This window comes from Pseudoalteromonas sp. DL-6 (assembly GCF_004328665.1).
Lineage (GTDB): Bacteria > Pseudomonadota > Gammaproteobacteria > Enterobacterales > Alteromonadaceae > Pseudoalteromonas.
The window spans coordinates 1248037-1270894 of record NZ_CP019770.1 but is presented as its reverse complement, the minus strand read 5'-3'; the positions used below and the strand labels follow the sequence as shown (position 1 = coordinate 1270894).

At 40.3% G+C, this 22858-nt stretch carries 19 protein-coding genes; 14 read left to right on the top strand and 5 right to left on the bottom strand.

Annotated elements, in window-relative coordinates; all coding sequences use genetic code 11:
- Genes mfd through B1F84_RS05920 form a run of 3 tightly spaced genes read left to right on the top strand, consistent with a single transcriptional unit; the run spans position 1 to position 4591 of the window.
- Positions 1 to 3474, top strand: a complete 3474-nt coding sequence (mfd, locus tag B1F84_RS05930; RefSeq protein ID WP_131690843.1) for a transcription-repair coupling factor — start codon at positions 1 to 3, stop codon at positions 3472 to 3474.
- Positions 3474 to 4310 (top strand): peptidoglycan binding protein CsiV, encoded by an 837-nt coding sequence (locus B1F84_RS05925; protein WP_131690842.1) that lies wholly within the window; start codon positions 3474 to 3476, stop codon positions 4308 to 4310. The genes mfd and B1F84_RS05925 overlap by 1 nt, the downstream gene beginning before the upstream one ends.
- A gap of 26 nt (positions 4311 to 4336) precedes the next feature.
- Positions 4337 to 4591 carry a hypothetical protein gene (locus tag B1F84_RS05920; RefSeq protein WP_008468173.1) on the top strand — a complete coding sequence of 85 codons (255 nt, stop codon included), beginning with the start codon at positions 4337 to 4339 and terminating at the stop codon, positions 4589 to 4591.
- A gap of 36 nt (positions 4592 to 4627) precedes the next feature.
- Here B1F84_RS05920 and B1F84_RS05915 read toward each other — a convergent pair whose 3' ends face one another.
- The 3 genes from B1F84_RS05915 to B1F84_RS05905 form a co-directional block, all read right to left on the bottom strand.
- Positions 4628 to 5995 (bottom strand): hypothetical protein, encoded by a 1368-nt coding sequence (locus B1F84_RS05915; RefSeq protein WP_008109821.1) that lies wholly within the window; start codon positions 5993 to 5995, stop codon positions 4628 to 4630.
- Positions 5996 to 6102: 107 nt separating this feature from the next.
- Positions 6103 to 8805 carry a TonB-dependent receptor gene (locus B1F84_RS05910; RefSeq protein WP_008109820.1) on the bottom strand — a complete coding sequence of 901 codons (2703 nt, stop codon included), beginning with the start codon at positions 8803 to 8805 and terminating at the stop codon, positions 6103 to 6105.
- Positions 8806 to 9560: 755 nt separating this feature from the next.
- On the bottom strand, positions 9561 to 9989 hold the full coding sequence (locus tag B1F84_RS05905; RefSeq protein ID WP_131690841.1) for a hypothetical protein: 429 nt from the start codon (positions 9987 to 9989) through the stop codon (positions 9561 to 9563).
- Between the two features lie 336 nt (positions 9990 to 10325).
- Between B1F84_RS05905 and ccoN the strand changes: the two genes are divergently transcribed.
- From ccoN to ttcA, 11 genes are all read left to right on the top strand, one after another.
- The gene (ccoN, locus tag B1F84_RS05900; protein WP_131690840.1) at positions 10326 to 11759 is read left to right on the top strand and encodes a cytochrome-c oxidase, cbb3-type subunit I; all 1434 of its coding nucleotides are present in this window, start codon (positions 10326 to 10328) and stop codon (positions 11757 to 11759) included.
- Positions 11760 to 11771: 12 nt separating this feature from the next.
- On the top strand, positions 11772 to 12446 hold the full coding sequence (ccoO, locus tag B1F84_RS05895) for a cytochrome-c oxidase, cbb3-type subunit II (protein WP_008109817.1): 675 nt from the start codon (positions 11772 to 11774) through the stop codon (positions 12444 to 12446).
- 6 nt (positions 12447 to 12452) lie between these two features.
- A complete protein-coding gene (locus B1F84_RS05890) occupies positions 12453 to 12638 on the top strand; it encodes a cbb3-type cytochrome c oxidase subunit 3 (RefSeq protein ID WP_010389598.1) in 186 nt (61 codons plus the stop codon).
- A complete protein-coding gene (ccoP, locus tag B1F84_RS05885) occupies positions 12635 to 13669 on the top strand; it encodes a cytochrome-c oxidase, cbb3-type subunit III (RefSeq protein ID WP_131690839.1) in 1035 nt (344 codons plus the stop codon). The genes B1F84_RS05890 and ccoP overlap by 4 nt, the downstream gene beginning before the upstream one ends.
- A 149-nt stretch (positions 13670 to 13818) precedes the next feature.
- On the top strand, positions 13819 to 14310 hold the full coding sequence (locus B1F84_RS05880) for a FixH family protein (RefSeq protein WP_008109815.1): 492 nt from the start codon (positions 13819 to 13821) through the stop codon (positions 14308 to 14310).
- 8 nt (positions 14311 to 14318) lie between these two features.
- Positions 14319 to 16691, top strand: a complete 2373-nt coding sequence (locus B1F84_RS05875; RefSeq protein WP_008109814.1) for a heavy metal translocating P-type ATPase — start codon at positions 14319 to 14321, stop codon at positions 16689 to 16691.
- Positions 16688 to 16855 carry a cbb3-type cytochrome oxidase assembly protein CcoS gene (gene ccoS / locus B1F84_RS05870; protein WP_008109812.1) on the top strand — a complete coding sequence of 56 codons (168 nt, stop codon included), beginning with the start codon at positions 16688 to 16690 and terminating at the stop codon, positions 16853 to 16855. The genes B1F84_RS05875 and ccoS overlap by 4 nt, the downstream gene beginning before the upstream one ends.
- Positions 16848 to 17519: a sulfite exporter TauE/SafE family protein gene (locus B1F84_RS05865; RefSeq protein ID WP_131690838.1), complete on the top strand. Its 672-nt coding sequence runs from the start codon at positions 16848 to 16850 to the stop codon at positions 17517 to 17519. The genes ccoS and B1F84_RS05865 overlap by 8 nt, the downstream gene beginning before the upstream one ends.
- Positions 17520 to 17561: 42 nt before the next feature.
- Positions 17562 to 18299: an FNR family transcription factor gene (locus B1F84_RS05860; protein ID WP_008109801.1), complete on the top strand. Its 738-nt coding sequence runs from the start codon at positions 17562 to 17564 to the stop codon at positions 18297 to 18299.
- Positions 18300 to 18405: 106 nt separating this feature from the next.
- Positions 18406 to 19332 carry a universal stress protein UspE gene (gene uspE / locus B1F84_RS05855; RefSeq protein ID WP_008468158.1) on the top strand — a complete coding sequence of 309 codons (927 nt, stop codon included), beginning with the start codon at positions 18406 to 18408 and terminating at the stop codon, positions 19330 to 19332.
- 92 nt (positions 19333 to 19424) lie between these two features.
- Positions 19425 to 20339 (top strand): tRNA 2-thiocytidine(32) synthetase TtcA, encoded by a 915-nt coding sequence (gene ttcA, locus B1F84_RS05850; protein ID WP_008109797.1) that lies wholly within the window; start codon positions 19425 to 19427, stop codon positions 20337 to 20339.
- A gap of 48 nt (positions 20340 to 20387) precedes the next feature.
- On the opposite strand, the gene B1F84_RS05845 is transcribed toward ttcA, so the two are convergent.
- Together B1F84_RS05845 and B1F84_RS05840 are read right to left on the bottom strand one after the other, a co-directional pair.
- On the bottom strand, positions 20388 to 21449 hold the full coding sequence (locus B1F84_RS05845) for a hypothetical protein (RefSeq protein ID WP_131690837.1): 1062 nt from the start codon (positions 21447 to 21449) through the stop codon (positions 20388 to 20390).
- A gap of 164 nt (positions 21450 to 21613) precedes the next feature.
- On the bottom strand, positions 21614 to 22672 hold the full coding sequence (locus B1F84_RS05840) for a hypothetical protein (RefSeq protein WP_131690836.1): 1059 nt from the start codon (positions 22670 to 22672) through the stop codon (positions 21614 to 21616).
- Positions 22673 to 22858 lie beyond the last annotated feature (186 nt).

The following is a 22858-nucleotide window of genomic DNA, read 5'->3' as shown; positions in this document are numbered from 1 at the left end:
ATGGCGTTTGAGCAATGGGCAGCCTTGCCTTGGGTAAAATCTCAAAAAGATAGAATTCAATGGGGCGAACTTTTAGGCAGTGGCTTAAGCATTGCTATTGCACAAGGTGTAAAACAGCAAGATAACTTGGTGTTAATTGTTACCCCTGATACACCAAGTGCTCTGCGCCTTGAAACAGAATTAGAGTACTTGCTGCCTGATAACCCAGTGATGATATTTCCGGATTGGGAAACATTGCCTTATGATCACTTCTCACCCCACCAAGATATTATTTCAGCGCGCTTAGCAACACTCAATACACTGAAAAAAGAGCAACAAAGCGTGCTCATTGTGCCGGTATCAACCTTGATGCTGCGTACTGCCCCAGCATCATTTATATACGGCTCAACGCTGAACTTTAAAGTAGGCGATAGATTAGACACTCATGCCCTGCGAGAAAATTTAGAGCAAGCGGGTTACTTACATGTGCAACAAGTCATGGAACATGGCGAATATGCCATACGCGGCTCTATTGTTGATTTATACCCCATGGGGAGTAAGCATCCATTTAGGCTCGACTTTTTTGATGATGAGCTAGATACCATCCGTTTATTTGATGTGGAAACTCAGCGATCAGACGAAAAAGTAGACAAAATTGAGCTACTGCCTGCTCATGAGTTCCCTACTAACGAATCAGATATTGAACGTTTCAGAATAAGCTATCGTGAAAAATTTGGCGCAAGTGCTGAGCAAGACTCAGTCTACATGCAGGTCAGCAAAGGCAATTGGCCAGCAGGTATAGAATATTACATGCCGCTGTTTTTTGAAGGCTTAGCAACCATATTCGACTACTTGCCTGACTCAACAACGGTCATGCAGTTAGGGGATTTAGAGCATGCAGCAGATAACTTTTGGCACGATGTTAATGTGCGTTATGAGAACCGCCGTGTAGATCCTCTGCGTCCACTATTACCGCCCGATGAATTATATCAGCCAATTAATGAGCTGTTTTCCAATTTAGGCAATTATGGCCGCATTCGCCTATCGCAAGCAAAGCTAGGCACCAAAGCAGGTAATAAAAACCTCGCAGTTAATGAATTGCCCAATGTACGCATCGATCATAAACAACATCAACCCTACGATGCATTTATAAATTATGTGGCAGAACAAAAAAAGAAAAAAGGCCGAGTTGTCATCAGTGTTGAGTCAGACGGTCGACGCGAATCATTACTGAGTATATTAAAACCTAGCGGCTTAAAATTTAAAGAATTTGATAGTTTTGAGCAGTTTACCAACAGCAGTAATGACGTTGGTTTAATTGTCAGTCCGCTTGAGCAAAGTGTAGTGCTTAGTACTAAACCAAGCTTGAGCATTATTACCGAGCAAGAATTGCTTGGGATCAAAGTATCACAACGCAGACGTCGTAAGCACAAGTATGAAGCAAGCCAAGACGCGCTAATTCGTAACTTAGCAGAGCTTAAAGAAGGTCAACCGGTTGTGCACCTTGACCATGGTGTGGGCCGTTATCAAGGGCTGCAAACGATTGATGCCGCCGGTGTGGTGACTGAATTTGTAACAATTACTTATGCAGGTGAAGCAAAGCTTTATGTGCCGGTATCGGCACTTCATATGCTTAGTCGTTACTCAGGCGGTGAAGAGGCCAGTGCGCCACTGCATAAACTCGGCTCTGATGCCTGGGATAAAGCGAAAAAGCGCGCCGCCGAAAAAGTACGTGATGTAGCCGCAGAGTTACTCGACATATATGCACAACGCCAAGCTAAGCCTGGTAATAAGTTTACGCTTGATGGCCAAGCTTATCGCCAATTTAGCGATAGCTTCCCGTTTGAAGAAACGGATGATCAACGTAACGCCATTGAAGCGGTACTTGGTGACATGCAGTCAAAACAAGCCATGGATCGCTTAGTATGTGGTGATGTAGGTTTTGGTAAGACCGAAGTAGCTATGCGTGCAGCCTTTGTAGCAGTTAACGATAATAAGCAGGTGGCTATTTTAGTCCCTACCACCCTACTTGCTCAGCAACACTACGATAATTTTAAAGACCGCTTTGCTGATTTTCCAATTGAAGTGGGTGTGCTGTCGCGTTTTAATTCGACCAAAGAGCAAAAAGAAACCCTTGAAAGAATGAGTGATGGCAAGCTAGATGTGGTTATTGGCACTCATAAATTGATTCAACAAGATATCAACTTTAAAGATTTAGGCCTGTTAATTGTTGATGAAGAACACCGATTTGGGGTTCGTCAAAAAGAAAAAATTAAAGCCCTGAGAGCTGATGTAGACATACTCACTCTGACCGCTACGCCTATTCCGCGTACATTAAACATGGCGATGAGTGGCATGCGTGATTTATCAATTATTGCCACTCCACCGGCTAAACGTTTAGCGGTTAAGACCTTTGTACGCCAACGCGACGAAGAGCTTATTCGCGAAGCGGTACTGCGTGAAATTAAACGTGGCGGCCAAGTATACTTTTTACATAACAACGTAGAAACCATTGAACGTGTCGCTCAAGAAATTAGTGAATGGGTGCCTGAGGCAACAGTAACCTCTGCACATGGGCAAATGCGAGAGCAAGAGCTTGAGCAGATAATGACCGACTTTTATCATCAAAAATACAATGTCCTTGTGTGTACCACAATCATTGAAACCGGTATTGACGTGCCCACAGCAAACACCATAATTATGGATAGAGCCGATAAACTTGGTCTTGCTCAACTACACCAATTACGCGGACGTGTAGGTAGAAGCCATCACCAAGCCTATGCTTATTTACTTACCGGTAACCCTAAGGCACTCTCTAAAGATGCGAAAAAACGTTTAGACGCGATTGCCTCATTAGAAGATTTAGGCGCTGGCTTTGCCTTAGCAACTCATGATTTAGAAATTCGTGGTGCGGGTGAGCTATTAGGGGATGATCAATCAGGGCAAATGCAGACCATTGGCTTTAATTTGTACATGGAAATGCTTGAACAGGCCGTTAACGCACTTAAAAATGGTCAAGAGCCAACTCTTGAAAATCTATTACAAAAACAGACAGAAGTAGACTTAAAGCTACCGGCTCTGTTGCCAGATGACTATATTCACGATGTTAACGCGCGTTTAGGAATGTACAAGCGTGTAGCAAGTTGTGCTAGTCTTGCTGATATTGATGAGTTGCAAGTTGAATTGATAGACCGCTTTGGTTTATTACCCGATGCAGCTAAAAACTTGTTTAGCTTACAACAACTAAAAATGCAGGCGAGTAATTTAGGCATAACAAAAATTGAAGCTAACCCGAAAGGGGGTTACTTTGAGTTTAGTCAAAATACTAAGGTTAATCCTAGCTTCATTATTGGTTTGATACAAAGTGCGCCGCATATCTACAAGATGGATGGCGCAAATAAATTACGCTTTGCCATTAGCGAGGCAAATGCCCGTGAACGCTTAAAAATGATCACTGCTATGATTGCAGATTTCGAAAAAAAGGTTAGCCATTAATGTTGCTGAAAAAATCGCTGGTTATTTTATGCTGCTTGTTCAGCAGTACTGCATTTGCAGAGCGCTGGTTTGAAGTAGAGGTATTGATATTTAAACAACGCCCTGCCCCATACCTACAAGAAGACTTTAGCTTAAAGCACGATGCCATAGAAGATAAAAACACCTTAGATTTACTAAGCCCAGTTTATAAAAACCAAGCAATGGACGCGTGTATAAACGGCGACCCGCGTTTTCAAACACGTACCTTTGCTGACACCTTAGTTAACTCAAACCCACAGTCAGCAGCATGTAACGACAGCATTGATTATATAAAGAGTTACGATGTGCTACCAGTAATCCCTCAGGCACCAGCACAAGAGACGATGGAGCAAACTTACCTGTTAGCCCCTGAGCAATTGCAGTTCGAATCACAACGTCAAGCCCTAGACCGCAAAGGACTTACTCCTTTATTACACACCGGCTGGCGATTTGAAGGTGCGAGCAAATCACGTTCGCCTAGCATACACTTGTTTGCAGGCAGCCAATTAAAGAACAATATAAACACCGCGATTAGTTACGCCAATTCTGATTTTATTAGCTTGATAAATACGCCTGAGCCACTATTTATCGAAACTCAATCTCCCGAAATGAAATGGGAATTAGATGGGCTATTTAAAATACACTTGCGCCATTACTTATTCATTAATGCACACTTTGATATTAGTGAAAAACGTGACAATGGAGAGCTAGAGTCAGCCCGTTTTTCACAGTTTAGACGGGTGTTTAGCGAAGATATTCATTACTTTGATCACCCTCGACTGGGGATGATTGTACAAATTCGAAAATTTAATCATTAACGGTATTTACTCAAAGGAAAATAACAATGAAAAAACTACTAATAATTGCTGCAGCACTGAGTCTTGCGGCTTGTTCGAAAGTAAGCTTGGAAAATTACGAAAAAATTAAAATCGGAATGGACAAAACTGAAGTTGAAGCCATTTTAGGTAGTGCTGATAATTGTGTAGAAAAAACACTGCATACTAGCTGTACTTGGGGTGATGACGCTAAAAACATCGAAATTACCTTAGTATCAGACAAAGTAACCCTATACAGCAAAAAAGGGCTAACAGATAAGTAAGCTAGTTAAGGTTAAGAAATAAAGGAATAACGTATGTTATTCCTCTTTTTTAGCGTCACTGGTGTAAATCAGCTCTATATTGACAATTTTACTGCGATTTAAAGTGATTTTGTAGCGTTGATACAGTGCATTATCAGATTCGGTTAGAACTAATACCATATTTAATTGGTAGCGTCTTTCGACTCCCTGTTTAGAAATTTTATTATTTTCTAAATGGTAGAGTTTCCCCTCCCCCTTTTTTAAATAACGTGCAAATGGCGCAAGATTAAATTGCAGTGTTTGCTGCAAGCTATCGTAGCCTGGCAAAAATTCTTTAGCACTGACCCGTGTTTCGCTAGCAAAATGCAGCCATTGTGCCGCCTGTTTATTTTGTTGACGACGCTTGGAGAAAATTTTTCTCACTTCTTTAGGGATTTTTTTAAACCGGGTGTATTCTAACCAAATAAACTGGCTCGCCACTTTATCTTTTGTGATGCTGTTTTTAAAAATAAACCGCCATTTTGGCCGCCCTCGCACAATAGCACGCCAAATAATACGGGTAATATCTTCTTTAAATATTTCTCTCAGCCCGTAAATAACCCCTAAAATCAAAATCAATGAGGCGGTTATTTCAGTAAAGGTAGAACGCGCATTTAAAATAACCACCATTACAAAAGCCATTATAACGGCCGTTACAGAGCCTTTTACCAAACGTTTTAAATAGCTATTAAGATAGCGTGTTTGGCGCTGTAAAATCACTCCATGCTCTATTAAACGCTGGAGTAAACGCATCTTATTAGTAATTCTATTGGCGTCTTTAAGTGTTGAATCAGAATTATATTGCTGCTCTGCTCGATACTCACTCTCTGACTTACAAAAGTTTAGTAAGTCATTTCGCTCTTTAGCGTGATCGCTACTACGCGGGCCTTCATCAAGCAGCTTTAAAAAAGTTTGTTCAATTTGCCAGCTTAGGTAGTTATCAGCATTAGTATAAAACGGGATCAACTTTTCGTTATCTGGGGTGTAACGTCTGAGTTTTCGAAGTAGGCTTTGGCTTTGCTCGCAAAGCTCCATTGCACGTTGGTAAAATTCATCGCTTTCTTGAATTTTTAACGCATCTTTAATATCAGCATCAATAGCAAGGCGTACTTGATAACAATATAAATTTAGATTTTGTCGGTAGTCTTGTTGCTCACCTTTGTTTTTACTCACAAAGCGGCTTCGTACCAATGGAAGGTGGATATTATTAGCGTTGTAGGCTACAAAAGATTTAAATTGGTTATTAAAGTAAGACTCTTCGCTAAGGGTTTGTGCATTAATACCCATCTCGTTTGGGATAGAAAAATAGAGATCGAGACGCTGCTCTGCACGCGGTGATAATTGCGGTTCAATAACAAACGATAAATTTTCGTCTTGCTTTAACAATGATGCCTCCTAGGGTCTGATATTCAAGTTTACGTGCCTCTTTAATTTTGTTCAACAAAAAAGGCCTAGTAAATACTAGGCCTTTTAGCAATTCTAATTAGTTAAAATTAGAATTTAACGTTTACGCTTGCAAAGAAACGACGACCTAACACATCGTAAGTGTACGGGTCAGTGTTTGAGTCGTTGTTACCAGTGTAGTAAGGAGGCTGTTTATCGAACAAGTTGTTTACACCTGCTGAAAGAGAAACAGTATCGTTTACTAGGTAGCTACCACTTAGGTCACTATAGATAACTGATGGTGTTGTAGGTGCATAACACGTGTCTTTATTTAGACATGCGTAGCTGTCCATACCCGCGATGTAACGCATTTGGTATTGTGCATCCCAGTTGTCACCTGACACATTAATTGTTAGGTTTGACTTAAGATCTGCATAACCACCAGTACCAGAAGTAATTACACCGGCGTAATCAACTGGAGAACCCGTTACTGCAACTACATACTCTTCTAAGTATGTTGTGTCTAAGCCTGCTTTCCAGTTAAGGCCTGCAGCTTCAAAGCTGTATGCTAGGTTTAAATCAACACCCGATGTTTTTTCAGAACCTACGTTTTGTAACTGGTTATTAAATTTAACACGGCCAGTTGCATCCATTGAAACACCCGCTGACTTACAAAGTGCTGTGCTAGAATTTGCTGGGTTATTTAGACACTGTTCAACAATGTATTGACTATCAACTTGTGTGATCGCATTTTCAATGTCAATCTCATAATAATCAAGTGTCATTGAGAAACCATCAAACCACTGTGGCTCATAAACAATACCGGCAGTTAAAGTATCAGCTTCTTCTGGTGTTAATGCATCATTACCACCGACTGTTACTTCTGCTTGTTCTTGTGCACCTGGGAAATCAATTTGATCAAACGATGGTGAATTACCTGAATATAACTCAGAAACCGTTGGTGCACGGAAAGCTGTTGAAACAACACTACGTAACATTAATTCATCATTTACTTTCCAAGTAAGACCTAGTTTCCATGTCTCATCAGAACCAAATGTACTGTAATCGAATGCACGAATTGCTGCGCTTAGCTCAACATTTTGTGCAAGAGGTGCATCAGCTAGTAGAGGAATAGCGAACTCAACATAGGCTTCGTTTACATCAAAACCACCTGCAGTTGGCTCAACCATTGGGTCGTTTGCAAGGCCTTGCGCTGTTAATGAATCTGGCGTAAACCATGCTTTTTCTTGACGACGCTCTACACCCGCTGCAAATGCAGCATAACCTGCTGGTAATTCAAACATTTCACCTGAAACAGACGCTGCTAATATGAATAATTGGCTGCCACCGTTGTTAACTTCTGTGTAAACATTTTTGCGGAAATCTTCAGATACCCATGCAGCTTGATCTAATGGGTTGAATTTGCCTTCAGTGATTTGATCCTGAATGGCACCCATGTTGTGAAGATTACTTAACTTATCAACTGAGTCGTTACGACCGAAGTTAGCTGATACGTCCCAAGAATAATCACCCACAAAACCTTCTGCACCTACGACAGCACGAACAGTATCAACTGACTGTTCAAAGTAACGCGCGCCAGTGTCTGACATACGACGACCGTAAGAAATTGCATCACCATTTTTGTAATTCGTTTCTTGTGTGATGTAGTTACCATCAGCATCTTTATCTAAGTAGCCGTCACCATTTAAATCAACACGATTATCATAGCTTTGAGTTAATAGTGAGTCACCCATATTCTCTGTATTGTACTCAAAATCAAACCATACTGGCTGTGGTGCCATTTGCTGCTCTGACCAACGCTTTGTATAAGTAAATTCAGCAAATACGCTTGTGTCATCAGATAGTTCGTATGTAGCGATACCTGTTAAGTTTAAACGCTCCATTGGCGTGTAAAGGTAGCTTGCTGGTGAGTAGTTATAAGCATCTTCATTAGTATAACGATGGTAATCACCACCACGCCCTGTTACACCATTATCATCGATAAGAGAAACTGTTGTATCTTCGCCTTTAGCGTTTACAGTTGTGCCTTTTTCACCGTTACCGTTCCAAATATGACCGCCTTCATTGTATGAAGAACCTGTACAATATAAGCCGTTTGCACCTTCAGCAATTGGACAGTTTGAGTAATCACGATCAGCTTGAGATGCTTTACCACGGTCAGTGTACTGCATGCCGATAACAATATTACCTTTGTCGAATGAGCTGCCTACAGTGAAATCTATAGAATTTTCTGTTGCGTCGCCTTCGCCTGTAATTGCAGTGTTGACGTTCATGTCTAGACCTTCAAAATTATCTTTTAAGATAATATTGACTACGCCTGCAACCGCATCAGTACCGTATACAGCAGATGCACCATCTTTAAGTACTTCTACTTGCTTAATCATTGAAACTGGAATGGTGTTTAAATCAACCGTTGATGCTGCACCAGTACCAGATGCAATCATACGACGACCATTAACAAGTACTAATGTACGGTTAGCACCTAAGCCACGTAAATCGATACGTGCATTACCACCTGAACCATTATTAACACCAGGGTTGGTCATTGCACCGCCTGTAGCGGTCATTTTTTGTAAAACGCTATCAATACTTGTTGCACCCATAGCTTGGATGTCATCAGCACCGATAAGTGTAACTGGGCTTGCGTTTTCCATATCTGAACGCTTGATACGAGAGCCCGTTACTTGAATTTTTTCAATTGACTTTGCTGCTTCGTCTGCAGCTAAAACCTGAACACTTGAGAACATTGGGATTGCTGCAATTACAGCTAAACCAAGAGTTGATTTTTTCATGGATGAACCCTACTTGTTGAAAATTTACCTGAATTGGTAATGCCCACTTTTATGAGAATTTTGAGTGAGCGGGAGCAACTTAGGCGCCTTTAACTGAACGAAAACTTAACGCAAGACCAATTAAAGAACAGCTCAATTTCTGCATGATTAAAAAAGGTACAGGTGTTAATGGTTGTTTCATTGTTAACCAATAAAAACAGATGCAAATCAAACACTAAGCTAAAAACAATCACACAAAAAACACAGGTGAAATCAAATAGGTAGAGTTTGTAATTAAATGTAACTATCGGGATAATGTGCCTTAAATAGGAAAGTTAACATGTTAATCACAGCTCGTTATTAAAACGGTAAAACTAGGTGTTAATTACTAACCATATTTATGCAAGGAGATTGTTTATTTAGTCTGAAATTTTTTGTTATAAGTTTTAATCATGCAAATTTTATGTGTATTGAGAGTTTCAGACTGGTTACAAGTTAAAGCAAAAACTGTCATCAAAGTGGGTCCATTAGATAAACCCACCTATAAATGATATGGGTGCTTTATTGCATGTATGAGCACTATTGAATAAGTTAGCCGAACAAAGCTTAAGTTATAAACTTGGAAGGTAAATGGGTATGTAAAAGCTATATTAAGAATGGTTATTTTATCAGATAGACTTTAATTGCAGATAACTATTAAATGTGAGGCATTTGGCTTTGCCACTATAATGCTATGGGAATGGCACAGTTAAAAGCCGCACCTGAATAGAATATCTTTAATAGGTAACGTTAAAAAAGTATTCAACATTTTCGCTTGTGGCGGTGTTTGTATCGACAGTAGTAAGAATAAGCTTCCACACCATGTTTTTTTCTGAGCAAATCCCTACCATGGTATTAGCTACCCAAACGCTGCCCTGATTTTTAAATTGTACGGGAATGTAACCCATATACATAGTTACTCCCTCTAACTTAGCCGCTGTTATTATTACGCCAGCCGGTAACTGTGCATAAATTGAAAACGGTGTTTCCGGTGATAGGGTTTCCTCGCTCAGCCACACTTTAACTTGATTTGCAAAAATACAGGGGGCGTCACTTTTACACTCGGTTTGTGATTGGCTTACTTTTGGTGTTGTTGTTGATCCAGAAAAGTCACAGCCTAGTAAAAATAATAGAAAAGAAAGTAAACACACTTTATACATATACATGCAGGTTCTCAAAATATTTAATATATGAGCCCATCATTAGGGCAAGTTGGTTGATTATCGGCTTTAGTAAGCGAGTAAGGTACAAATCACCTCAAAAAATAGACAGCATCTTAATAAAGTTTGATTGATGTCATATTATTACGCAATTGACCTATCTTTTTAAGGCCAAAAAATTTATCATTTCAACCGCAAAAAAAACAAGTATTTCTTGAGATTATTATCTTTAAAACCACATATTGTGGGGTTTAGATAGTATACTTTGGAATAATAGTAGGTCCTACTTTAACAAGTAGGTAATTCATTTCTAAACGCATTTATTGCAGCGGAAGCCAGAAAATGAGCCAAACAGTAGCATCACAAACTGAGTACAATTATAAAGTTGTACGCCAATTCGCTATTATGACAGTGATTTGGGGCATCGTTGGCATGGGTATTGGGGTTCTGATTGCTGCCCAACTAGCTTGGCCAGCACTTAACTTTGACACACCATGGTTAACTTACTCTCGACTTCGTCCGTTACACACGAACGCAGTAATTTTCGCATTTGGTACAAGTGCTCTTTTTGCGACGTCTTATTACGTCGTACAACGTACATGTCAAACGCGCCTTCTTTCAGATAAATTAGCCGCCTTCACCTTTTGGGGTTGGCAGTTAGTGATTGTTCTAGCAGCAATTACTCTACCTATGGGTATTTCAAGTTCTAAAGAGTATGCAGAACTTGAGTGGCCTATCGATATCTTAATTGCTGTTGTTTGGGTAACGTACGCTATTGTATTTATGGGTACTATTGCTAAACGTAAAGTAGCACATATTTATGTAGCTAACTGGTTCTATGCTGGTTTCATTATTACTGTTGCAGTACTTCATATTGTTAACAGCATGGCTGTTCCTGTCTCACTAACTAAATCATACTCAATTTACGCCGGTGCGGTTGATGCAATGGTTCAGTGGTGGTACGGACACAACGCTGTAGGTTTCCTTCTTACTGCTGGCTTCTTAGGTATGATGTATTACTTTGTACCAAAGCAAGCAGGTCGTCCAGTTTACTCATACCGTTTATCGGTTGTTCACTTTTGGGCACTTATTTCGCTTTACATTTGGGCAGGTCCTCACCACCTTCACTACACTGCGCTTCCTGATTGGACGCAAAGCTTAGGTATGGTGATGTCTATTATCTTATTTGTACCGTCTTGGGGTGGTATGATCAACGGTATTATGACGCTTTCAGGTGCATGGCATAAGCTACGTACTGACCCGGTACTTCGTTTCTTAGTTGTTTCATTGTCTTTCTACGGTATGTCGACATTTGAAGGCCCAATGATGGCAATTAAATCTGTAAATGCGTTATCGCACTACACGGATTGGACTGTAGGTCACGTACACTCAGGTGCATTAGGTTGGGTTGCAATGATTTCTATTGGTGCTATTTACCACCTTATCCCTGCGTTATTCTCGCAAGGTCGTATGTACAGCATTAAATTAATCAATACACACTTCTGGTTACACACAGTGGGTGTTGTTTTATACATTGTTGCAATGTGGATTTCAGGTGTAATGCAAGGCCTAATGTGGCGTGCAGTTAACTCTGACGGTACATTAATGTACAGCTTTGTTCAGTCGTTAGAAGCCTCTCATCCTTTCTATGTTATGCGTTTCTTAGGCGGTGTATTCATCGTCGCAGGTATGCTGGTTATGGCTTATAACGTTTATCGTACAGTTTCAGCGAAAAATAACTCGCTAGAACTTGATGAACAAGCGCAGTTAGCATAACGGAGTCAGATAATGAGCAATAAAAATTCGCAAAATAAACACGAAATTATCGAGAAAAACATCGGCCTTATGGCCATCTTGACTGTTTTCGCAATCAGCTTTGGTGCATTAGTAGAAATTACCCCGCTAATGTTCCAAGACGACACAACTAAACCCGTTGATGGGTTACGCCCATTAAACGCGCTTGAATTTGAAGGTCGTGACATCTATGTACGTGAAGGCTGTGCTAACTGTCACTCACAAATGATTCGTCCATTTCGTGATGAAGTTGAGCGTTACGGTCACTACTCGGTTGCGGGTGAGTCAGTATGGGATCACCCATTCCTTTGGGGTTCTAAACGTACTGGTCCTGACTTAGCACGTGTAGGTAAACGTTACTCAGATGACTGGCATTATGCGCACTTAGTTGATCCACGTGCTGTGGTTCCTGAGTCGAATATGCCAGGCTTCCCTTGGTTAGCAGAGAACACGCTTGATACAAGCTTAACTCTGAAAAAGCTACAAATTTTCCGTGACACGTTTGCTATTAACCCAGAAAACCCAAAACACCCGGGTTTAGGTTATGGCAGTGACGAGGAATTAATCGCTGACATTGCTAAAGTTGACGCAATGAATGACGGTAAAGGTGCAACAGAAATGCAAGCCCTTATTGCTTATTTGCAACAACTTGGCACACATTTGAAGTAGATTATTATGGACTACGGGACATACAGAGGCATTTTGACTCTGGTAATTTTAGTATTATTTATTGTGATTGTTGGATGGGCATATAGCAAGCGTAGTAAAAGTCGTTTTAAAGACGCTGCTAATGTCATCTTTGAAGATGAAAAAAAACACAACAATACACTCTCTAACGAGGAAAAGGGGTCTGAGAAATGACTAGCTTTTGGAGTATATGGGTTATTGTATTAACCCTTGCATGCTTAATCATTATCTTTGGTCTACTAGTTTGGAACTTAAAAAACTATGTAGGCGTAAAAGAAGGTGAAAGCTGTGGACATGAGTTTGACGGCATTGAAGAATTAAACAATCCACTACCAAAATGGTGGACTTACATGTTCTTCGCAACGTTTGTATGGTCTGTTTATTACCTAGCAGCTTACCCAGGTTTAGGTAATTGGGAAGGCTTGGCAAAGTGGACTAGCTCAAATCAAGGTGTTACCTCTTTAACTGAATCGAAAGAAGCAGTCATTGATGCTAAAGAAGATGGCCGCTTTGTAAAGCTAGATGCAGAATACCGCGCTGCTGAAGAGCGTTTTGGTCCGATTTTTAATGAATTGGCAAAAACCCCTGTTTTAGAATTAGTTGACTCTAAATTAGCGGGTGATGCTGCGCAGCAAATCGCTCTTGAAAATGGCACTAAACATGAACAAACGCAGGGTCAATTAGCAGTTGAAATTGGTCAACGCTTATTTGCTCAAAACTGTGCGCAATGTCATGGCTCTGATGCTCGTGGTGGTACTGGCTTCCCTAACCTAACAGATAACGACTGGTTATATGGCGGTACGCCTGACAAAATCAGAGAAACGTTACTTTTAGGTCGTGTTGCAGCAATGCCGCCTTGGGGTGATGCATTAGGCGAGCAAGGCGTTAAAGAAATGACCGCTTACGTACTTAGCCTCTCTGGTCGTACTGTTAACCAAAAAGATGCCGCGGCAGGTAAAGCGAAATTCGCGATGTGTGCAGCTTGTCATGGTGCAGATGGTAAAGGCTCAGTTGCGCATAACCTACCGTTTGGTGCACCAAATCTAACTGATAACATTTGGTTATACGGTGGCTCTCAACGTGCTGTTGAAGAAACACTAAACCACGGTCGTGCTGGTGTAATGCCTGCTTTTAAAGAGATTTTAGGCGAAGACAAAATTCACCTATTAACTGCTTACGTTTACAGCTTATCACAAGAAAAATAGCGATAAAGTTAACAAAACGTTTCAGTTTTAATCTTTTTATTTCAATAGATTAATACAGATCAAAAAAGCCTCTACTCGGAGGCTTTTTTTTAGTCTTTTTCTTTTATTTATTATAATATAGCTGCACATTCATCAATTTTAGAGCAACTATGCAACCGACTCCGTGGTATAAAAATTTTTGGCCTTGGTTTTTAATCTTCTTCCCTCTAGCTGCAATTATTGGCTGCATTAGTTTATTTATTACAGCTATAGGTAACGGTCCAGATATGGTCGTTGATGATTACTATAAAAAAGGCAAAGCAATCAACTTAGAGCTGATCAAGTTTGATAAAGCAAAAGCCTTGTATCTGCATGGTGACCTAAATGTATCTGATGAGCGAGTAAGCTTTAAATTTACTAAAGGCGATACGAGCAACATCCACGCACTAAAATTGTCATTTTTCCACCGTACTATTAAAGCCCACGATTTTGAAGCAACCTTGACGCCTAATGCAAACCAAGAGTTTACTGCATTATTAGAAAGCTACACGGCTGGTGCTTACTCAGTGTTTATTGAACCCGTTGATGCTAGTTGGAAAATGAAAGAAAGTGTCACTTTACCAACCACAACCACCGTTTTAGTTACTCCTAACTATAAGTAGTATTTAGTATGTCTAAAAATTGCTTTCATTGTCTTGAAAGTGTGCCTGCTGGGTTTAGCGCACATGTAGTTATAGACAATACATCTCAGCCAATGTGTTGCATTGGCTGTCAGGCTGTTGCACAGAATATCATTGACCAAGGAATGACCGATTACTACAAATACCGCACTGTTAGCGCTGGTAAAGTAGAACAACTGGTTCCTGAACAGCTCGCTTTTATTAAAAGCTATGACAATGAAGATATTCAAGATGAGTTTATTAGCACCCATAATGACAGTTCTGAGGTACTACTGAGTGTTGAAGGTATAACTTGCGCTGCCTGTGCTTGGCTTATTGAAAAACAATTATTAAACCTTAAATCAGTAAAACGCGTTGATGTAAATACCTCAACGAATCGTGCCATGATCCACTGGGATAAAAGCGCCACGCCTTTAAGTGAGCTAATTACCTCACTGGCTGAAATAGGTTATAAAGCGTACCCTTTCCAATCAGATTTAGAAGCCCAGCAAAAACAGCAAACTGCCAAAGCGTATATTCGTCGTCTCGGTGTTGCAGGTTTGATGACCATGCAAGTGATGATGTTTGCCTTTGCAATGTACTTTGGCATGTTCTCTGGAATGGACAGCAATTTTGAACAGTACTTTAGGTGGATCAGTTTAATTCTCGCCACCCCCGTTATTCTATACAGCGCCCTGCCCTTTTTAAGTAATGCAATTAATGGCTTAAAAGCAAAACAGCTGAATATGGACTTACCAGTATCATTGGCTATTTTTGGTGCTTATGGCGCTAGCTGTTATGCCACAGTAATGGAAGTAGGCGAAGTTTACTTTGAATCTATTTGTATGTTTACCTTTTTACTCTTATTAGGTAAATACTTAGAGTTTAGAGCGCGTTTAAAAGCCAGTGAATTTACTGCTAACTTGCAAAAGTTGTTACCCCTTACTGCGCGTACGCTCGATGAACACGGTAATGAGCACATCATTGCCGCCAAAAAACTCAAACTTAACGATATTGTGTTAATAAAAGCAGGCGAAACCATTCCTGCTGATGGCATATTAGTTAAAGGCAGTACCAGTGTTGATGAGTCGATGATGACCGGCGAACATCAACCAGTACGAAAGTATATTGATCATAACGTATATGCAGGCACGGTTAATCATGATGGTATAATTGAAATAAAAATCAATAAGCTAGGCCAAAACACCCTGCTTAATCAAATTATTCGCCTGCAACATAATGCCCTGACAAAACGCCCAAGACTGGTTGAAATTACCGATAAAGTGGCGCAGTGGTTTGTTGCTGTATTACTGGTATTTGCTTCCATAACTGCGATTGGTTGGTATCAGGTAGACCCTGACGTTGCATTTTGGATCACTATTTCGGTGTTAGTGGCCACTTGCCCGTGCGCATTAAGTTTAGCAATTCCAACCGCGTTAACCTGTGCTGTAGCAACCTTAACCCGCAAAGGCATATTAATTAAGCAAGCGCATGTGCTCGAAACCCTATCAAAGCTCACTTTATTTGCCTTTGATAAAACAGGTACGCTTACACAAGGTAAGTTTAGCCTCGACGTGGTTGACATACTTGATGATAACTACAGTAAAGAGCAAGTTCTTGATATTGCAGCCCAGCTTGAAAGTTATTCTGAACACCCTATTGCCAGTGCATTTAAGGAGTTTAAAGGACAGCGTAAATTTGACGATGTACAACTCCACCCAGGCATTGGGATAAGCGCTCAGTTTGATAATACGCATTACGCTATTGGTAAAAGTGGTTGGTTTGATACAAAGAAAACCAACGCACAGGCCACGCTTTACATAAACAAGCAGGCTGTTGCACGCTTTTACTTTGTAGATAAAGTTAAAGCCGATGCCGATAAGCTAATTAATGTTTTACAAGCGGCTAACCTTAGTTGCCATATGCTAACTGGTGATGCATCTGATGCGGGTGCCAAAGTCGCTAAAAAGTTAAAGCTTAACTCAGTGCAAGCCAGTTGCAGTCCAAAAGATAAACAAAATGCCGTTGATCACTGGTCATCGCAAGGTGAAATTGTTGCTATGGTTGGTGATGGCGTAAACGACAGCCCAGTATTTGCCAGTGCCCATTTATCTATCGCCATGGAAACCGGTGCCGATATATCTAAAAACAGTGCCGATGTTGTATTGCTTAACAGTGACTTAGCCTCCATCTCGCATTTATTAACCGTTGCCAAGCAAACACGACGTATAATTAAACAAAACCTAACACTTTCTTTATTATATAATGGCTCAATATTACCGCTTGCTGCTATGGGCTTAGTTGCGCCGTGGATGGCGGTTATTGGTATGTCTGCCAGCTCAATTATTGTGATATGTAATTCACTAAGGCTATTAAAGTTATGAGCATAATTTATATTTTAGTTCCTATTGCTATTTTGTTTGTATTAATTGCTATTGGCGTGTTTTTTTGGGCTGTAAAAGGCGAGCAATTCTCTGATTTAAACAAGCAAGGCCACAGTATTTTGTTTGAAGACGACAAAGAGCAGCACAATAAAAGTAATGATTGACCCTATTTTTGTTAGCGCTTTTTTAATGGGTTTAATTGGCAGTGGTCATTGCATTGCTATGTGTGGCGGTATTGCCAGTTCGTTACAACTTGCCAGTAACAAACGTCAAACCTGGTTATATTCTCTTGCTTATAACAGCGGTCGAGCTTTAAGTTATATGTTAGCAGGAGCCCTTGTTGCGGGTATTAGTAGCCAGTTTGCCACGCAAAATTCTGCCTTTTCATTATTTTTGTCATTTTTAGCCGGTATTTTTATGTTACTGGTTGGCGTTTATATTATGCGCATAGCCGCCACCTTACAGTGGCTTGAAAAACTGGGTAAAACCCTTATTTGGCAGCACTTAATTAAACTTAATAAATATTTAATGCCCATTGATTCGCCTTTAAAAGCCCTTGGTTATGGCGCGTTATGGGGCTGGTTACCGTGCGGTTTAGTATACTCTGCACTTACCTGGGCAATGACCAGTGGCAACGCCCTCAATGGTGCTTTGGTTATGCTGTCATTTGCCCTAGGGACATTTCCTGCCATGATCACCTTAGGTGTGGCTGCACAAAAGCTAAATACGCTTTTTAACCACCCATGGACACGAATAACATTAGGCAGTGTTATCATTTGGTACGGTATCTACCTTCTGATCATTGCAACAGATAAGCTAGTGCATTAACATTGATAAATGTCGTGCATAGAAATTTAACGGATTGAACTTATGGATTTTTCTCAAAGTCGTGCTAAAGGTAATTGTGCTATTAGCTGTAATAACTGCAGTATTAGCCAGTTATGTTTACCATTTTCTTTAAATGGCCAAGAAATGGATAAACTTGATGAGATCATTGAGCGAAAAAAACCATTACACAAAGGTGACTACTTATTTGAATCAGGCGCGCCTTTAAATGCAATTTATGCGGTTCGTTCAGGCTCGTTTAAATCGTATACCTTGTCTGAGCAAGGCGATGAACAAATTACCGGTTTTCACTTAGCTGGCGACCTTGTTGGATTTGATGCCATTAACAAAATGCAGCATCAAAGCTTTTCTCAAGCACTAGAAACCTCAATGGTATGTGAAATCCCCTTTGATACCCTTGACGAACTTGCTGGTAAACTGCCTAAGCTACGCCAACAAATTATGCGCTTAATGAGTAGTGAAATAACCTACGATCAAGAAATGCTGCTACTACTTAATAAAAAGTCTGCCGAAGAACGCCTAGCGAGTTTTATTTATAATTTATCAGAGCGTTTTGGTGAACGTGGTTTTTCACGTAAAGAATTTAGATTTACTATGACTCGCGGTGAAATTGGCAACTACCTTGGTTTAACTGTTGAAACCATTAGCCGTTTATTGAGCCGTTTTCAAAAAGCAGATTTGATCAAAGTAGAAGGTAAGTTTATTACTATTTTAGATAATGACGCGCTTGCTAAAACCGCTGCGATTGTAAAACCCCGTTAATAGATCAATAAATTGATATAGAACAATAATCTTAGTGCTACCCCTTTAACTGTTGTGTATTTGCGTTACACTAAATATATAACTGTTAAGTGAATGGAGTAGCACAATGGAAACGATTAAACGTATTATCGCGGTTATTGACCCAACTAAAGACGATCAAAATGCCCTCGCGCGTTCAATAGATTTAGCCAAAAAATCGGGTGCGAGCATTACCGCCTTTATGACGGTTTACGATTTTTCTTACGAAATGACCACTATGTTATCAGGCGATGAACGTGAAGCAATGCGTCAAGCCGTCCTCAAAGATCGCGAGCTATGGCTTAAAGATCTGGTCTCTCCTTATCAAAATATTAATATTGATACGCAAGTTATTTGGCATAATCGACCATACGAGGCAATAATTAATACCGTTATCAATGATAAATACGACTTAGTTATCAAAGGTACGCATCAACACGGCGCACTAAAAGCGGTTATTTTTACTCCTACAGACTGGCACTTAGTTAGAAAATGCCCAACGCCGGTATTATTTGTAAAAGATATGCAATGGCCAGCACAAGGTAATATTTTAGCTGCCGTAAATGCAGTCAGTGAAAATGAACAGCACCTCTCACTTAATAAGCGCATTATTAAAGATGCACAGTTTTTATGTGAACTCGCTAATGCTAAACTTAACTTAGTCAATGCTTACCCTGCTACACCGGTAAATATTGCCATAGAAATTCCTGAGTTTAACCCCGGGCTTTACAACGAATCAGTTAAAAAACATCATATTGAGTCAACTAATGAACTAGCTAATGAGTTTAACTTAACCTCTGAGCAGTGCTTTATAGAAGAAGGCTTGCCAGAAGATGTGATACCAGATGTTGCTAAACGTTTAAATAGTGAATTAGTGGTTATTGGCACTGTGGGACGTACCGGCTTAAGTGCAGCATTAGTAGGTAACACCGCTGAGCATGTTATTGACAGCCTTGATTGTGATGTACTTGCATTGAAACCTGACGGCTATGTAAGCCCCCTTGCAGAAAGTTAACGTTTGCTGTAGCTGTGATATTACATATGGCATATAATACGCCCCTTTATTTTTAGCAATTAATTTTGCCGTACTATTTATAAGGGGGCGTAGTGTCTCATTCTGCTCAAGCCAAAGCTCAACACAACTTAAATAAGCTTCAAAAGCGTTTACGCCGCCTCACAGGTCAAGCTGTCATGGACTTTAACATGATAGAAGAAGGCGACCGTATTATGGTGTGCTTATCGGGCGGCAAAGACAGTTATACTATGCTCGATATGCTGCAACATTTACAGCGGGTTGCCCCTATTAAGTTTGAGCTTTTTGCGGTTAACCTTGACCAAAAACAACCAGGCTTTCCTGAGCATGTACTGCCTGAATACCTTGATAACTTAAATATTGAATATAAAATTGTCGAAGAAGATACCTACAGTATTGTTACCGATATTATTCCTGAAGGTAAAACAACATGCTCACTTTGCTCTCGTCTGCGTCGTGGTATTTTGTATCGCACCGCTAAAGAGCTAGGCGCTACTAAAATAGCTTTAGGCCATCACCGCGATGACATGATAGAAACCTTGTTTTTAAATATGTTTTACGGCGGCAAACTCAAAAGTATGCCGGCTAAGCTAATGAGTGATAACGGCGAGCACATGGTTATTCGCCCATTAGCATATTGTAAAGAAGCCGATATTAGCCAATACGCATTTAGCCAAGGCTACCCTATTATTCCGTGTAACTTATGTGGATCACAAGAAAACTTACAACGTAAGCACACTAAAAATATGCTAGCGCAATGGAATAAAGAGCACCCTGGGCGTATAGAAAGTATTTTTACTGCCATGCAAAATGTTGTGCCTTCGCATTTAGCTGATAACCAATTGTTTGATTTTGCAAATCTGCAAACCGGTGACGTGATTGATGGTGGCGACATTGCGTTAGATAAACCCGACATACCAAAAGCGCCGGTTAATCCTGAACAAGATGAAACAAATCAAGCAGATGTAGTTACTATTAACTTAAGCTAATTTTTAAGGGTTTGCAGTAATGCAAACCCTTCACTCTGTTCTATGCTGCTACTTACCGGCAGCTAATCCTTGTAAAAACTCTAAACTCTGCATTTCTTGTTTATTCGCCTGATAAGGCAGCTGTTGTAAGCTATCGTAAGCAAAATCTTCAATAGTAAACTCACTCACTTTACTTTGTCCAAAGCTGTTACGCTCACCTGGGCTTGGCGACATACGTTCAATAACAAAGTCCCTCAACCGTAAGTCATTCGTTTGCTTAGGCAAAACAGACCAATGCGCTTTAAAATCAATTTGTTGGCTGCCTTCATTTAAACGTGCTTTAGCAACTAAATGTGCTAATGGCGAAGTTCCACTGTATAAGTTAGCTCTTAAACGATATAAACCACTTTTTATCACTGTTAAGTTAGCAGGCACTATCATATTATCATAACGTGGATACGCGTTATCAAAGCTAGTTAGGGTTGCACTAGGCGGCATATATTGTATTTGTGCCACCACAGGAACCATTTTACCCGCAATGTCGGCTTCAACTAATAACTGTAAATTACGAGGGAAATCTTCTTCACCTTTAAACGTAATTGCCAACTCATTGTCACGAGCAACACCGCTGTGTGTTTTTAACGGCTGTTTAGTATCAGTAGCACTGAGTGTTACCTGTGCTTTGTCTAAATTTTGTGCGCTTATGGTTAATTTAATCGCTTGCGGGTAGACATAACGATATTGAGATAAACTTAAGGTTAACTCCCCGCCCTGCTCTCCCACTGGGCTACTAACCGGAAAAAACTGATTTGGCTTAAGCCGGTCTTCATCATATACCGTTAGAGGTTGCGAATATGGCGGAAATGCTAAGCTTTGCTGATATTGCTGCGCTACCGCCGATGCTGCTTTAGCTATATCTTCATTAAACTCATGCTGCTCTTCAGGCATTTTTTTTATGCTTGATTTAACTGCTGGTACCTCTGATTTTGCCGGCATAGTCGCAAGTTCAGGTGTTTTTTTATGCTCTTTAGCTGTTGTTTGCGAAGCTGAATAACTAGCATTACCTTGACCTAAAAACCACACTAAGCCGGCAACAATAATCACTAAAGCAATAACGTAGGATTTTTTCATTGTTATTTATCCTATAGCATCAATTCGCAATAATGGTTAATCATTGTTAGAGCGATAACCTGTTGCTATTTGCATTCAGGTTTTCTTACCTAAAAATAAATCACTGAATAAAGCGAATTAATATAAAAAGCGTGCAGCATATAAAGCCGCACGCACAATCATATTTATGGGATCACATTATATATAAGTGCTGATGCACTCAAATTATCTGAGCCTTTTACATAACGGTATTGTTTTTTCCAAAACCAGCTACCGGTGGTTTCATCGACAGTTTCATATCCTAATGTATCACCAGCTACGCTAATATTATTCATCGCCACCGTTACGTTACCTTGGCGCTGCGCTTGTTGAATTTCGTTATGGCTGTAGCTGTTAGTCATCATTAAGGGATAATGGTATGGCATAAAGCTACTAACAGCATCACCTTGTGAAGTTAAACGCCCATTGGTGTCAATATTGGCACTACAACTACCAAATGAGCTTACCGAGCTTGCGCCACATGATGAGTGAGTAGCGACTACCGAATCATCGTTACCACGTAAAAAGCCAGCCGTTAAACCTAAGTAAGCATTACCATCGGCCACAAAACGTAATCGTGGTGTGCGCGCATCAGGTAATGGCGCAATTCTGCGTGCATTATTAACTTTTAAATCATGTAATACGCCTACCGCTTCATTAACCTCACTGCCTAGCCACCATGTTAATGCAGCATCAACTGCAAAATTCCATGATGCGCCGTTTAACGCGCTCACGGCTAAGTCGGCTAACTCACTGCCGCCACCAGCACCCGCCAAATCAAAGGTCGCTATAATATTAAGCGGTTTTAGCCCCGCGTTTTCTAGCCAGTTTTCTTGGTTATCTATGATATATCGGGCAACTAAATCACCGGTTGAGTGGGTTACAAACACACAGCCTGGTTCGCATAGATTTGAACGAGAGATCTGTTGTAGCTTGGGCCATACCCAATCTGTGGTAATTTTGCCTTCTATTCGCTCATATGCAGGCCAATCAATACGCTCATCTGCACGATTCACCCAATAAGACTGCCAATAACTTTGACCGTCATTTACCACATTACTGCCTGCTTTATTAGTAAGCTGAGATACTTGCAAGCCATGAATTAAAACTACTTTATACTCTTTACTGAGTGCAGAAAAACTCATTAAGAGTCCTATTGCGGCTGCAAATAAAGTCGCGCGTTTAAATATGTGTGTGTTATTCATATTAATCCTTAACTGATTGAATATTTTTCTTATGTTTGGCAATGCTTATTTCACGCTGTTGTCAGTGCATGGTAAAAGCAATGCATTGACCAGTATTGGGAACAAACTCAAAAAATGCAACATTTTGTTATCATTTTCACCGTTAAAGCTAAAAATCTGCACTAAAATACGACAAAAGCGCTAAAC